This window comes from Nonomuraea sp. NPDC048881 (genome assembly GCF_040649795.1).
In the GTDB taxonomy this organism is placed as follows: Bacteria; Actinomycetota; Actinomycetes; order Streptosporangiales; family Streptosporangiaceae; genus Nonomuraea.
Map to the genome: position 1 here is coordinate 362,479 of NZ_JBEZGC010000004.1, position 13,109 is coordinate 375,587.

The following is a 13,109-nucleotide window of genomic DNA, read 5'->3' on the forward strand; positions in this document are numbered from 1 at the left end:
GTTGAGCGGTGTCCGACCAGCTTCCCCGTACCGTTGACGAGGCCGTCGAGGCGGAGCGGAACGGCCGCCGGCCGCGCTACCTCTACTTCTGGGGCCACCGCCCGGCCCGCGACGGCGGCCCCGGACGCGGCTGCCTGTCGCAGTGGTGGCCGGTCACCTTCACCGAGGGCGGCCACACCTTCGCCTCGGCCGAGCACTACATGATGGCCCACAAGGCGTGGCTGTTCGGCGACCACGACAGCGCCGGCCGCATCCTCCTGGCCGCGACCCCGGGCGAGGCCAAGAAGCTCGGCCGCACCGTGCGCGACTTCGACGAGGCCGTGTGGGACGCCCACCGGCTCGACATCGTCACCCGCGCCTCGCTCGCCAAGTTCGGGGCGCACCCGGACCTGCGGGAGTTCCTGGTCGGCACCCGCGCGCACGTGCTGGTCGAGGCCAGCCCGCTGGACCGGGTCTGGGGCATCGGCCTGGCCGCCGACGACGAGCGCGCCGCGTCCGCGGCGACCTGGCGCGGGCTGAACCTGCTCGGTTTCGCGCTGATGGCGGCCCGCGACGAGCTGGACGCCTGATCAGGTCAGCACTTTGGTGATCTTCGCCAGGTCCAGCAGCCGGAACTCGGCGGGCTCGTGGCACCACACGTCCAGATCCACGCCGCGCACCTCCGGGCCGCTGACGGTGAGCTCCTCGCCGTCGTGGACGATCCGGGCCGTGCCGTGGTACTGCAGCTCCATCGCCACCCGTTCGCGGGCCTTGGGCGACAGGGCTGTGGCGTACCGGGCGAAGAGGTCGCGCAGGCCGTGGTGGCCCGGCAGCGGCTCGCCGGCGGTGGTGGCCAGCCAGGCGGCGGCGCGTTCCGGACTGAGGACCCCCTGCTCGCGGCCGGACGGACGGGCCGGGGCGCGCCGGGGCGCGCGGCCGGTCACGGTGAGCGTGCCGTCGGCCTCGCGGGCGACCGGCGCGTACCCGGCCTCCCTGAGCAGGGCCAGGGTCTGCGCCGGGTCGAGCGCGCTGGCCAGGACGGTGGGGGCCAGCAGGCGCGGACGCAGCTTGGCCAGCCTGCGATGCGCGGCCAGCTCGGCCAGCAGGGCCTCGTCGTCGCCCACCACGCAGCAGCCCACCGCGACCACCTCGATCTCCCCGTGCCGCCGGGCGACGTCGTGGATCAGGTACGTCAGGGGCTGCGGCAGCGGGCCGGCGGCCACCTCCTCCAGGGCCGAGACGAGTTCGGCGGCGGTGTGACCGGCGTCCAGGGCGCGGCGCACCGAGGACGCGCCGAACCGCCACGAACCGCCGGGCTCGCGGTCGGCGGCCCGGTCGAGGACCTCCGTCAGGGCGGCGGCGGGCGGGCCGGTGACCACGGCGGTCAGGTCGGTCCCGAACAACGCCTGCCGCCGGGCGGCGGCCAGCAGCCCGGCGGCGGCCTCGCTCACCCGTGGCCCGGACGGCGTCCGGAGGGCCAGGCCGGGCGGGCTGAGGGCGTCCGCGCCGAGCAGGCCCAGCAGCCTCGACTCGGCCAGCACCGCGAGCACGACCTCGCGGCAGCTCGCCCGCTGCAACAACGGAAGGTGCCAGCTCGCGGCCGCCGCCACCTCCTCCGCGTCCGGCACGGCCGCCGCCTCTCCCGTCGCCGTTGCGCCCGGGAGCAGCCCGAACACCACCTCCCGGATGACGCTGGACGGTGTCCCGGTCCCGGCCGGGGCGAGCGGGGTGCGGGGCTTGCCGTCGTACCGGCGGGTCGGGCTGATCGGCAGCCGCCACCACGCCTCGGCCAGCGCGGCGTAGCGGTCGGCCGGCGACAGGCGCAACCACGCGTCGTAAGCCCTGGTCGGCGAGACCCCGGCAGGCCGGGTCTCGGTCGCGCGCCGGGTGCGCACCTGCGTGAGCGGGTTGGCGGCCAGCAGCCCGGCGGCGTGCACGAGGTCGAGCAGCAGACGGACCTCGTCCTCGGCGCAGCCCAGCCGGCCGGCCAGGCGGCGCACCTCCTTGACGCCGACGCCGCCGCCCTTCAGCTCGGGCAACGGCTGCGCCGCCGCGTCCTGCAGCAGGGCCGCGGCCCGGTCCAGGAGGCGGAGGGCGGCCACGGACGCCTCGTGCGCGACCAGGTCGGCGGCGACCGGCCGGGTACGGACCGCCGGCTGCTCGACCGGCAGGTCGATCCGGTGGTCAGGCCCGCGCAGCGCGAGCGCGACCTCCATGGGCATGACGTAGGTGCGCTCCCAGTCGACGCTCCAGACGAGACCGTGGTCGCGGGCCCACCGCGCCGGGGTCGCCGGCCGCCGCGGCTGGTGCTGGCCGCGGGGCGGGAACTCGTCGAGCACCCGCGCGGGTCCGCGTTCGAGGAAGTCGTCGAGCAGCTCGCGGGTGCCCGCCGGGGCGCGGGCGACCAGCCGGGCCAGCCTGCCGGGATCGCGGAGGGCCGTGGTGATCGACTCGATCAGCGCCGCTCTGCGCGGCGTGCCCGTGCCGCCCAGCCGCCGGTGCACGTCGATCAGCTCGGCCACGGTGACGTGCGCGACCACCCCGGCCAGGTCGGGCCCCAGCCCCAGGGGCGTCGGCAGCACCGCGGGCAACCCGGCGGCCAGGCGCAGCGCGCCGCCCTCGCCCCGCCGTACGAGCGCGACGCGTTCGAGCCGGTCGATCAGCCCGGGCAGGTCGGCGCCGGCGGTCACCAGGTCGGGCAGCGGCCGGCCGCTGCGGGCCGACACCAGGATCGCCTCCACCAGCAGCAGACAGGGCAGCGGTGTCCGGGACAGCGCCAGGTGCACGGACTCCGGCGCGTCGAGCCGCTCGGCCAGCTCGGCCGGCCGCCGCGGCGGCACGGGCCGCAACACGTCGGGCCGCGCCGCCAGCAGCTCGGTCAGCCGCTCGCGCCCCAGCCCCGCCAGCCATTCCGGAAACGTCTCGTCCACCGACCGATTGTCGCAAGCCGCGGGAAGCGAAGAGGCCAGGAAAGCGGAGAGCGAAGGGGCCAGGAAAGCAGCGAAACCGCCTGGTGAACCAGGCGGTTTCGGTGTGGTGCGCCGCCAGGGACTCGAACCCCGGACCCGCTGATTAAGAGTCAGCTGCTCTAACCAACTGAGCTAGCGGCGCAACAGGGTTAACTGTATCAGCCGCCGGACGGTGCCCGCACATCAGCCGAGCCGCTCCCCAAGCCGCCCGTACGCCCCCAGCACCAGGTCCCAGAACCCCTTCACGTCCACGGACGTCGCCACCAGCGCGTTCGCCGGCCGTCCGCGCAGGTCGAAGTCGGTGACGGTCATCCCCCGCGTGTACGTCCCGGCGGTCTCCACGTTCACCACGGCCGGCACGCAGGTGAACAGCGACGGATCCAGCACGTACGCCACCGCGCAGGCGTCGTGGATGGCCGGGCCGCCCTCGGCCGTCACCACGCCGTAGAACTGCGCGGCGGGCACCAGCAGCTCCGACAGCCGGCCGAGCGGCCGCATGCGGTCGAGCACGTCCGCGGTGACCAGGGCGGACAGGGTCACGTCGAGGCCGAGCTGGCGGACCTGCCAACCGGCCTCGAAGACGATCGCCGCGGCCTCGGGGTCGGCCAGCATGTTGAACTCGGCCGCCGGGTTGTGGTTCCCCCGGGTGTACGAGCCGCCCATGATCACCAGCTCCCGGGCCCACTCCACGACGCGGGGCTCGCGGCGTACGGCGAGGGCGATGTTGGTCAGCGGGCCCACCGCGACCAGCGTGATCTCGCCCGGCGCGGCACGCAGGGCGTCCACGATGAAGTCCACCGCGTGCCCCTCCGACAGGGGACGCACGGGGGCGGGCAGGACGACGTCGCCGAGACCGGTGTCGCCGTGGACGTGTCCGGCACGGACCGTGCGGTGCAGCAGGGCGCCCGCGCTGCCGGGCGTGACCGGCACGTCGCCGAGGTCGAGGAACTCCCGCAACGCCAGCGCGTTCGCGGTGGTCAGCTCCAGGTCGACGTTGCCGCCCACGGTGGTGACGCCCACGACGTCGAGGTCGGGGGAGCCGGCGGCGAGGGCCAGGGCGAGGGCGTCGTCGATGCCGGGGTCGCAGTCGATGAGAACTTTCTTCACACCACAGGACAATACGCATGGCCGATGGCAGGTGAGGCAGCGCCTGTGCCGGCTGCGGGCATGGATCGGGGCCGGGCAGTTCCCCCAAATCTGCCCGGCCCCGATCGGTGGCGGTCCAGGCCGACGTCTTCCCCCAAAAACGTCGGCGGTCCCGCACTCGCGGACCGCGGTCCCCCTCCGCGTCCGCATCGGTGAAGGTCTGTTGTGGCCTCTCGACCTGCTACAACGCTACCGAGACGAATGCAACGGTCGCGTCATAACGGGGTCGAATAAGCGTTTAATCCGACTAGGGAAGCTCCAATCGAACCTCTGTACCGTCCTGCAACGATCTGCTCACCGTGCAGTACTTGTCGTGCACCCGCCCGGCCACCGCCCTGAAGACCTCGTCGGCCGCCTCCGACGGCAGCTCCACGTCGTAGGTGACCGTCACCGGCCCGAGCTTGTTCGGCTCGACCTTCTCCGACTCCACCGTCATGGCCAGGCGCACCAGCCGGTGCCCGCGCTTGGCCGTGAGCGGCTCGACGGTCACGATGTTGCAGCCGCCCACCGCCGCGAGCAGCAGCTCGACCGGGGTGAACACGCCCTCGTCGTCGCCGCCGCCGATCTTCACCTCGGCGCCGCGGGCGTTCGTGGCCCGGAAACCGCCGTCTTCTGTCCGCTCAACACGCACGTTAGCCATGTTTCAGACCTTACTCAGAAAGCTCTCATGTTCCTTCAGCATCGTCGTAGACATGGCTAGTGAGGTGAATGCGAGTCACGGTCCCATCCTCTTCTGGTGCGGGGTCGCGGTCGCCGAGTTCGGCGCGATCCAGCCGGGGTTCGGCTACCCCTGGCGGCCCACCGCCTACGCCGCCGCGGCGTTGCTCGTCGCGCTCGGCTTCGTCACCGTCAAGGCCGCCGACCTGCTCCGCACCGAGCAGGCCCGGCAGCGGCTGCGGCTCGGCGGCTACCTGGCCGGCGCGCTGCTGGTGGCCCACGAGCTGAGCTCCACCGCGTACGTGACGGAACTCAGCCGCGTCGGTTCGCTGCTGCTGTACGCGATGGCGGCGGTCATGGCGGTCCGCAGCCACACGGTCGTCCCGCAGACCAGGGGCAGGGTGCTGATCGCGTCCGGCATGGACCCGGACACCCTGCGCACCCGGCTGGCCGGCGCGAGCACCAGGACGGACACCGTGGCCGTCTACCGGGCCGAGCGCGCCACCAGCGAGCTGCGCGACCTGGAGACCAGGTACGGTCTCATCCTCGTCACCGGCGCCGAGCACGACCCGAGGGCCAAGGAGCGCATCAGCGCCTCCGGGCTCAGCCGCGAGATCCCTGACATCGCCGAGCGCGAGGTGGTCGTCGAGGGCCCGCGCCCGTTCACCCGGTACGTCGGCGGCGCATTGTCACGCCTCGCGATCCCGAGATCACAGGTCCATTTCAAACCAGGGCAAAAGGTTTAGCCCCACGTTACGGCCGACGTGAGAGCGTGGGCAGCGGACAAGGAGGCCAGGTGACGATTTTCCCCGGAAGCGCCCGTGTCGACACGGTCATGGGCATGCCCGTCAGTGTGGACATCCGCACGGCTCTGCCGGCCCGAGAGCTCACCCCCCTGCTCGACGACGCCTTCTCCTGGTTGCGCTGGGTGGCCGACACCTTCAGCCCGGCCAAGGAGGACAGCCAGATCTGGCGCCTGAACCACGGCCTGACCATCAGGCAGATCCCCGAGCTCGTCGAGGTCCTGCACCGCTGCGAGGAGCTGGGCGAGGCGACCGGCGGCTGGTTCGAGCACCGGATCAACGGCGTGATCGACCCGTCCGGCTACATCAAGGGCTGGGCCCTGGAACGCCTGTCGCGGGCCCTGTGCAACGCGGGCGCCGGCGACCACCGCATCAACGCGGGCGGCGACATCAGGGTGCGCGGCTCGGCCGCCCCGGGCAAGCCGTGGCGCGTCGGCATCCGCGACCCGCGCACCGACGTCGTCAGGAAGGCGCTGTTCGCCCACGACCTCGGCATCGCCACCTCGGGCGGCGCGGCCGTGGTGGACCCGCGCACCGGGGAGCGCCAGCAGACGCTCGGCTCGGTCACCGTGATCGGCCCCGACCTCGGCGTGGCCGACGCCTACGCCACCGCCATGTACGCCATGGGCCCCACCCTGGCCAGGCGGTTCGCGGCCGACCTGGCCGAGGCCGGCGCGTACGACACCATGATCGTGCTCCGGGACGGCCAGGAGGTCAGCACGCCGGGCATCTCGGGCATCGCCGCGGGGGCGCGCCTGGCCGGCTGAGGCGCGGCCCAGGCAGCGGGTTTCAGGCGCCGGGGTTCAGGCGTCAGGCGTCGGGATGATCGCGCAGATATTCCAGGTAGATCGGGCGCAACGCCTCGCCCAGCTCACCCTCGCCCGCCGCGAGCGCGTCGCTGAGCAGCGCGGACACCCGGCTGAGGTCGTTGGCGGTCTCACTCTCGTGACCGCTCGCGGCCTCGGCGGCCGGGATCACCTTCAGCAGGTTCCACAGGAAGCCCAGATCCCCATGGCGTACGGCGTACCGCACCGCTCGGTCGTGCAACTCCGCCGCGGGCAACGAATCAAGACCATTAGCGTCCATCCCGCTCCCTTTCCCGACATGAGTCACAGGTAACCGCCGCCACAGTGCGTGCTCGATCGGCTTCGCGCGGTCGATCTATCGCGCCGGCGATCGCGAAGTGGGAGGATCAACCAGCGTGAGATTCATCATCAGAACCGTGGCCGCGGCCGCCGCCCTCTGGGTCGCCATCCAGCTCCTCGACGGCATCAAGATCACCGCCCCGGAGAACTCGGCCAAGTACTGGGGCGTCCTGCTCCTCGTGGCCCTGATCTTCGGTGTCGTCAACGCCATCGTGAAGCCGATCGTCAAGGCGCTGGGCTGCGCGGTCATCGTGCTGACCCTCGGGTTGTTCCTCCTCGTCATCAACGCGGCCATGCTGCTGCTGACGAGCTGGATCGCCGGCCAGTTCGACATCCCCTTCCACGTCGACAACTTCTACCCCGCCGCCTTCTGGGGCGCGATCATCATCAGCGTGGTCAGCTGGCTGCTCGGCCTGTTCATCCCCGACAACGACTGATCCCCTCCCCATGCAGCTCAACGGCGCCGGCCTGACCTGCGCCCAGGTGCACGAAGCCGCCCACGGCCGAGCCCGGGTCACGATCGGTCCCCTCGATCGGGCCCGGGCCTCGTGGGCCACCGCCCAGGGGCTGACCGGCCCCGTCTACGGCCGCAGCACGGGCGTGGGCGCCAACCGGGACGTCCGGCTCGACTCCCCCGGCCTCGACCTGCTGCGCAGCCACGCCTGCGGAGCAGGTCCCCTGGTGGCCGACGAGCGCGCGCGGGCCATGCTCGTCGTGCGGCTCAACCAGCTCGTCGCGGGCGGCTCGGGCATCGACCCGGCCGTGCTGCCCGTCCTGGCCGAGGCGGTCACGGGCGGGTTCACGCCGCCGGTCCGCACGTACGGCGCGATCGGCACCGGCGACCTGACCGCGCTCGCCACCACGGCCCTGTGCCTGCTGGGCGAGGTGCCCTGGCGGCGGGCGGGCGAGGAGACGGCCGGGCCGCGCTTCGCGCTCGCCTCCGGCGACGCGCTGCCCTTCATCAGCTCGGGCGCGGCCACGCTGGCCGACGCCGCGCTGGCCTGCCACCGGCTGGGCGCGCTGCTGGAGGCGGCCATCGACGTGGCCGCCCTGTCCTTCACCGCGGTGGACGCCTCCGCCGAGCCGCTGGCCGCCGCCGTCCAGGAGGCCAGGCCGCATCCGGGCCAGTCGCGCGTGGCCGGACGCCTGCGCGGCCTGCTCACCCACGAGCTGGCCACCCGCGTCCAGGACCCGTACGGCTACCGCGCCTTCGCGCAGGTGCACGGCGCGGCCGTGGACGCGTTGGAGCGTGCCAGCGCCACCGTCGAGACCGACCTGAACGCCGCCACCGAGAACCCGCTCATCACCGGCACCCTGGCCTGGCACAACGGCAACTTCCACTCGGCCCCGGTGGCCCTGGCCCTCGACGCGCTGCGCGCCGCGCTGGCCCAGACCGCCCAGCTCAGCACCGCCCGCCTGGCCACCCTCATGAACCCCGCCTACACCGGGCAGCTGCCCTTCCTGGCCGACCGGCCGGGCGCCTCCGGGCTGATGATCCTGGAGTACGTGGCCCAGGACGCCCTGGCCGAGCTGCGCCACCTCGCGGCCCCCGTGACGACCGGAACCGCGGTGATCTCGCTGGGCACCGAGGACCACGCCGGTTTCGCCACCCAGGCCGCCCGCCACGCGCTGCGCTGCCTGGAACCGCTGGAGATCGTGCTGGCCTGCGAGCGCGCCGCCGCCGTGCGGGCCCGCAAGGGGGCACGGCCCGACGGGCAGCTCACCGACGAGCTGGACGAGGCGCGGGCGGCGCTTGCGCGACCGAGCCCCGCTCCCTGAGCGTCGGCTCCTGGACCACCCGGCGGCGGCGGGTGCCGCCGTCGGCCGCGGCCGCGATGAGCCGCACCGCGGCCCTGACGATGCCGTCGATGTCCCAGTCGACGGTGGTCAGGCCGGGAGTGAGCAGCCCCGACATGGGATGGTCGTCGTAGCCCATGACCGACACGTCGCCCGGGATGGACAGGCCCAGCTCCTTGGCCGCGGCGTAGACGCCGTAGGCGATGGAGTCGGCGAAGCAGAAGACCGCGCTCGGCCTGGACGTGGAGAGGATCTCGTGGGCCGCCGAGGTGGCCGCCGCCAGGCCGTGGGGGGCCGTGACGACCTCGATGTCGAGCCCCAGCCGGTCGGCCTCGGCCAGGACGTGCACGTCGGCCGGACGGTCGGGGGTGCTGGCCTGGGTGGGCGTGAGCACGGCCACCCGGCGGTGACCGAGGCCGGCCAGGTGTTCCAGGGCCAGCGTGACGCCCCGGCGGTTGTCGAAGACGACCTCCCCGGCCGTGCCCGCCAGTGAGTCGCCGATCGCGACGACGGGCAGCGACTCGCACAGCTCGGCCCAGAACGGCGCGGCCGGGTCGACCGGCTGCACGATCATGCCGTCGACGCGCTGGTCGCGGAGCTGCTGGGCGAGCACGCGCTCACGGTCGGGGTCGCCGACCGCGTCGAGGATCAGGGCATAGCGGTCTTTCTCCCGCAGGCCCCTGCTGATGCCGACCGCCAGCGACTGCTGCCACAGGTCTTCGAGCGATCCGCAGAGCAGGCCGATCATGCCCGTGCGGCCGCTGGCCAGGGCCCTGGCGATGGGGTCGGCCTCGTAGCCGAGCTCGGCGGCGGCGGCGCGCACGCGCTCCATGGTCTCCTCCGAGACCTGCATGCCGCGCAGCGCATAGGAGACGGCCGCCGGAGACAGGCCGGTCGCGCGGGCCACTTCCCGAATCGTCGCTCTCTTCCGCGGCATCCCGCCAGCCTATTGCCTGCCACCGACAGAAGCCGGACTACCGCACGGGCTCGCGGGGTTCTTCTCGGACCGCCCTCGACGTGCGAACCGTTGACAAATAGGGCAGTGAAGCGGTTCACTGAACCGTATCACTGAAACGGTTCACCTGCTTGATTTCGCAGTACAGTTCGTTTACCTGTAATCTCAGTAGGAAATAGAGGGAGGTGTGATCGTGAGCATCGACGTGCACCAGCACCTGTGGACGGGTTCGTTCGTCGCCGCGCTGCGCGCTCGCACCGTCCCGCCCCGGCTCGACGGCTGGACGCTGCTGCTCGACGGCGAGCCGCCGTACGAGGTGAACCCGGCCGACCACGAGCACCGGGACACGACCGGGCTCGACCTGGCGCTGGTGTCGATGTCGAGCCCGCTGGGCGTGGAGTTCCTGCCGCCGGAGGAGGCGTGGCCGCTGATCGACGCCTACCACGAGGGCGCGCTCGGGCTGGGCGAGCCGTTCGGGGTGTGGGCGGCGACCTGTCACAGTGAGCCCGATCCTGAGCGGCTGGCCAAGGACCTCGACCGGGGGCTGGCCGGGCTGCAGATCCCGGCCACCGCCGTACCCGACGACCGGCTGCTCGACGTGCTCACCGAGCGGGACCTGCCGCTGTTCGTGCATCCCGGGCCCGCCGCCGTGCCGCCGCCGCCGGGGACGCCGCCGTGGTGGCCGGCGCTGGTGCCGTACGTGCAGCAGATGCACGCGGCCTGGCACCACTTCCACGCCGTGGTCCGGCCCCGGCATCCTCGGCTGCGGGTGTGCTTCGCGCTGCTGGCGGGGCTGGCGCCGCTGCACTCCGAACGGCTCATCGCCCGTGGCGGCACCGGGCGCGGCCTGGTCGATCCCGGTTTCTACGTGGAGACGTCCTCGTACGGGCCGCGCGCCATCGACGCGATCGTCCGCGAGCTGGGCGTTGACGTCGTCGTCAACGGCTCCGACGCGCCGTACGCCACGGCCCCCGACCCCGGCCTCGGCACCGCCGCCCACCACGCCATCCACTCCACCAACCCCCGCCGCCTCCTGGGCCTCCCCCCACCATGACCCCCACGAGCGAGCGCCGGCATATGGCGACCGAGCCCGCCTCACGGAGTGAGGCCATTAGACCCGCGAGGGAGCGCCGGCGTCTGGAGGAGCGTCGGGAGCGCAGCGACCAGAGCGGGGGAAGACGCCGGCATACAGGCGACCGAGCCGCCTCACGGAGTGAGGCAATGAGATACAGAAAGGAGACTCGTACGTGAGTGACATCCAGATCCAGGGCGGGGGCGTGTGTGCCGGGCTGCCGGAGCGCACGCTCGACCGGCGTGAGCTGCGCGACCTGGTCGACGAGCTGGCCGCCAACCCGCAGGAGTGGCGTGACATGGTCGACTTCCCGGCCGACGGCGGACGGCATTACGCCTCCCTGTACCGGGACGCCTATGTGGACGTCTGGGTGCTGTGCTGGCGTCCTGAGGACGACACGGGCTGGCACGACCACGACATCTCCTCGGGCGCGGTGCACGTCGTGCAGGGGGCGTTGCAGGAGTGCAATCCGCGCATCGGCGGCGAGCACCTGGAGACCGTGGTGCCGGCCGGTCAGTCGTTCTCGTTCGGGCCCGACCACATCCACCGGCTCGGCGGCGCGGAGGGCGAGAGCGTCTCGATCCACGCGTACTCGCCGCCGTTGTGGCGGCTCGGCCAGTACTCCATCGACGACAGCGGCGTCATGCGCCGGGTGTCGGTGAGCTACGCCGACGAGCTGCGTCCTATGGACGAGCCGGTGGCTGTGGCCTGAGCACGCAGCAGCTCCCGCACGCCTCGACGTCGGGCAGGGTGATCCACAGGCAGCACGTCCTGCGGAAGTAGCCGTCGTCGGCGGGCTCGACCAGCCCGTCGACCGGGCTGCCGAGCTCGGCGAGCAGGGCCATGTAGTCGCCCTTGACGATGCAGGTCAGCGGATGGGCGAACGCCTCGGCGGTCGAGCCCCACAAGGTGCGCTCGCCGACCTTGGCGAGCGCGCTGATGGCCTTGACCAGCGGCTGCTGCGCCTCGGCCAGCGACTCGCGGATGGGTTCGACGCCCGTGCCCCAGCTCACCCGGCTGGCGGCGATCGTCACGCCGGCGTCGGAGACCTTGAAGTAGGTGTCGGCCAGCCGCATGACGGGGACGCGGCCGTCGAGGGCCCAGCCGAGCGCCATGGGCAGGCTGTGCCAGTAGCCGAAGGTCTTCCAGAACAGCGCCGCGCCGACGTGCCGGGGCGCGTTCCAGCGTGCCGCCGTCTGCTCGACCAGGCCGGCCAACAGCGTGTACGGCTCCCGCGCCAGGTCGGCGGCGGCCGTCCAGCTCTCGTCGGGGTCGATGACGAGCTCTGGCTCGACCCCGATGACGCCGCCCCGGCCGTCGGCCAGACGCTGGAGAGCCTCGGTCAGCACGCTTCGTATCCCTTCTACAGGTTAGCCTTACCTAAGGTAGCAGGGCGTCCGGCGAACCATCCAGCCACCAGCTGAGCCCCGAGAACCCCGAGGCCGACCGTCAGCGGCACGGTCCAGCCGCCCGAGACCTCTCTCAGGTAGCCGAACAGCAGCGGGCCCAGCGCGGCCACGACGTACCCCACCGACTGGGCCACGGCCGACAGCGCGGTCACGCCGGCCGGATCGGCCGGGCGCAGGGCGATGATCAGCAGCGCCAGCGCGAACGAGGCCCCCTGGCCGATGCCGAGCACGATCATCCACAACCACGGCACGGTGGCCGGGGCCAGCAGCACGCCGAGGTAGCCGAGCACGGTCAGCACGCCGGCGCCCACCACGTACGGCACCTGCGAGGCCCGGCGGCCGGCCAGCACCGGCACCGCGAGCGAGGTCGCGACCTGGACCAGGTTCGTCAGGCTGAGCAGGTAGCCGGCCTGGTCGGCGGGCAGGCCGGCGTCGAGGAAGATGGTCGGCAGCCAGGCCAGCATGACGTAGAAGGTGAGCGACTGCAGGCCCATGAGCGCGGTCACGTACCAGGTGACGCGGCTGCGCAGGACGGCGCCGAACGGCCTCGGGCCGCCCTGCTCGGCGGGCCCGCCCCGGACCGCCTGCGGCAGCCAGAGCAGGGCCGCGAGCACGGCGGGCACGGCGAGCAGCGCCGAGACGCCGCGCCAGTCGAAGCCGGTGGCCCGCTCCAGCGGGATCACCAGGGCCGAGGCCCCGGCCGCGCCGGCCACCACGGCCGCGACATAGACGCCGGTGAGCAGGTTGACGCGCTCGGGGAAGTGCTGCTTGACGATGCCGGGCATGGAGACGTTCATGACGGCGATGGCGGTCGCGGCCAGCGCCGAGCCCAGGTAGAGCATGGGAACGCCGTCGAGCCCGCGCAGGCACTCCCCCGCCGCGACCACGAGCAGGCCGGCCAGCAGCGTCCTGTCCAGACCGATGCGCCGCGCGAGCAGCGGGGCCACCGGGCCGAACACGCCCAGGCAGACCACCATGACGGTGGTGATCGCGCCGCCGCCCGACGGCGACAGCCCCAGGTCTTTCATGATCTCGTCGAGCAGCGGTGACAGGCCCGCGATGGCGGGCCTCAGGTTGAGCGCGGCCAGCACGAACCCGGCCACCAGCAAGGCGTGTCGCAACGACATAGGGCACCTACTCTGGCACAGGCGTCTGACAACGTTGTCCGCCCGGGTGC

The 13,109-nt window shown here is 72.9% G+C and carries 14 protein-coding genes and 1 tRNA gene; 7 read left to right on the forward strand and 8 right to left on the reverse strand.

Annotated elements, in window-relative coordinates; all coding sequences use genetic code 11:
• Window positions 1–8 precede the first annotated feature (8 nt).
• Window positions 9–569, forward strand: a complete 561-nt coding sequence (locus AB0C33_RS16800; RefSeq protein ID WP_358288382.1) for an NADAR family protein — start codon at window positions 9–11, stop codon at window positions 567–569.
• Here AB0C33_RS16800 and AB0C33_RS16805 read toward each other — a convergent pair whose 3' ends face one another.
• The 4 genes from AB0C33_RS16805 to AB0C33_RS16820 all read right to left on the reverse strand — a co-directional run bounded on the left by AB0C33_RS16805 (window position 570) and on the right by AB0C33_RS16820 (window position 4,734).
• On the reverse strand, window positions 570–2,909 hold the full coding sequence (locus AB0C33_RS16805; RefSeq protein WP_358288386.1) for a helicase-associated domain-containing protein: 2,340 nt from the start codon (window positions 2,907–2,909) through the stop codon (window positions 570–572). It lies immediately after the preceding gene.
• Window positions 2,910–3,013: 104 nt separating this feature from the next.
• Window positions 3,014–3,090: transfer RNA gene (locus AB0C33_RS16810), tRNA-Lys, on the reverse strand.
• A gap of 41 nt (window positions 3,091–3,131) precedes the next feature.
• Window positions 3,132–4,055: a nucleoside hydrolase gene (locus tag AB0C33_RS16815; protein WP_352352100.1), complete on the reverse strand. Its 924-nt coding sequence runs from the start codon at window positions 4,053–4,055 to the stop codon at window positions 3,132–3,134.
• 286 nt (window positions 4,056–4,341) lie between these two features.
• Window positions 4,342–4,734, reverse strand: coding sequence for an OsmC family protein (locus tag AB0C33_RS16820; protein WP_358288389.1), 393 nt, complete (start codon window positions 4,732–4,734; stop codon window positions 4,342–4,344).
• 52 nt (window positions 4,735–4,786) lie between these two features.
• Between AB0C33_RS16820 and AB0C33_RS16825 the strand changes: the two genes are divergently transcribed.
• Together AB0C33_RS16825 and AB0C33_RS16830 are read left to right on the forward strand one after the other, a co-directional pair.
• Window positions 4,787–5,497 carry a hypothetical protein gene (locus tag AB0C33_RS16825; protein WP_358288391.1) on the forward strand — a complete coding sequence of 237 codons (711 nt, stop codon included), beginning with the start codon at window positions 4,787–4,789 and terminating at the stop codon, window positions 5,495–5,497.
• Window positions 5,498–5,547: 50 nt separating this feature from the next.
• Complete coding sequence (locus tag AB0C33_RS16830) at window positions 5,548–6,321, forward strand: FAD:protein FMN transferase (RefSeq protein WP_358288394.1); 774 nt, start codon at window positions 5,548–5,550, stop codon at window positions 6,319–6,321.
• Between the two features lie 43 nt (window positions 6,322–6,364).
• On the opposite strand, the gene AB0C33_RS16835 is transcribed toward AB0C33_RS16830, so the two are convergent.
• Entirely contained in the window at window positions 6,365–6,640 is a 276-nt protein-coding gene (locus AB0C33_RS16835) for a hypothetical protein (protein ID WP_352319467.1), read from the reverse strand.
• A 115-nt stretch (window positions 6,641–6,755) separates the two neighbouring features.
• Between AB0C33_RS16835 and AB0C33_RS16840 the strand changes: the two genes are divergently transcribed.
• Together AB0C33_RS16840 and AB0C33_RS16845 are read left to right on the forward strand one after the other, a co-directional pair.
• Window positions 6,756–7,136, forward strand: a complete 381-nt coding sequence (locus AB0C33_RS16840; RefSeq protein ID WP_352319465.1) for a phage holin family protein — start codon at window positions 6,756–6,758, stop codon at window positions 7,134–7,136.
• 10 nt (window positions 7,137–7,146) lie between these two features.
• Window positions 7,147–8,478 carry an aromatic amino acid ammonia-lyase gene (locus tag AB0C33_RS16845; protein ID WP_358288397.1) on the forward strand — a complete coding sequence of 444 codons (1,332 nt, stop codon included), beginning with the start codon at window positions 7,147–7,149 and terminating at the stop codon, window positions 8,476–8,478.
• Here AB0C33_RS16845 and AB0C33_RS16850 read toward each other — a convergent pair.
• Window positions 8,420–9,403 carry a LacI family DNA-binding transcriptional regulator gene (locus tag AB0C33_RS16850; RefSeq protein WP_358288400.1) on the reverse strand — a complete coding sequence of 328 codons (984 nt, stop codon included), beginning with the start codon at window positions 9,401–9,403 and terminating at the stop codon, window positions 8,420–8,422. The two genes, AB0C33_RS16845 and AB0C33_RS16850, sit on opposite strands and share 59 nt — an antisense overlap.
• Before the next feature lie 241 nt (window positions 9,404–9,644).
• Between AB0C33_RS16850 and AB0C33_RS16855 the strand changes: the two genes are divergently transcribed.
• Entirely contained in the window at window positions 9,645–10,505 is an 861-nt protein-coding gene (locus AB0C33_RS16855; RefSeq protein WP_358288403.1) for an amidohydrolase, read from the forward strand.
• 193 nt (window positions 10,506–10,698) lie between these two features.
• Entirely contained in the window at window positions 10,699–11,235 is a 537-nt protein-coding gene (locus tag AB0C33_RS16860; RefSeq protein ID WP_352323951.1) for a cysteine dioxygenase family protein, read from the forward strand.
• Here AB0C33_RS16860 and AB0C33_RS16865 read toward each other — a convergent pair.
• Both AB0C33_RS16865 and AB0C33_RS16870 read right to left on the reverse strand, forming a co-directional pair.
• On the reverse strand, window positions 11,207–11,872 hold the full coding sequence (locus AB0C33_RS16865) for a hypothetical protein (RefSeq protein WP_358288406.1): 666 nt from the start codon (window positions 11,870–11,872) through the stop codon (window positions 11,207–11,209). The genes AB0C33_RS16860 and AB0C33_RS16865 overlap by 29 nt on opposite strands.
• A gap of 14 nt (window positions 11,873–11,886) precedes the next feature.
• Window positions 11,887–13,059 (reverse strand): MFS transporter, encoded by a 1,173-nt coding sequence (locus AB0C33_RS16870; protein WP_358288409.1) that lies wholly within the window; start codon window positions 13,057–13,059, stop codon window positions 11,887–11,889.
• Between the last annotated feature and the right edge of the window lie 50 nt (window positions 13,060–13,109).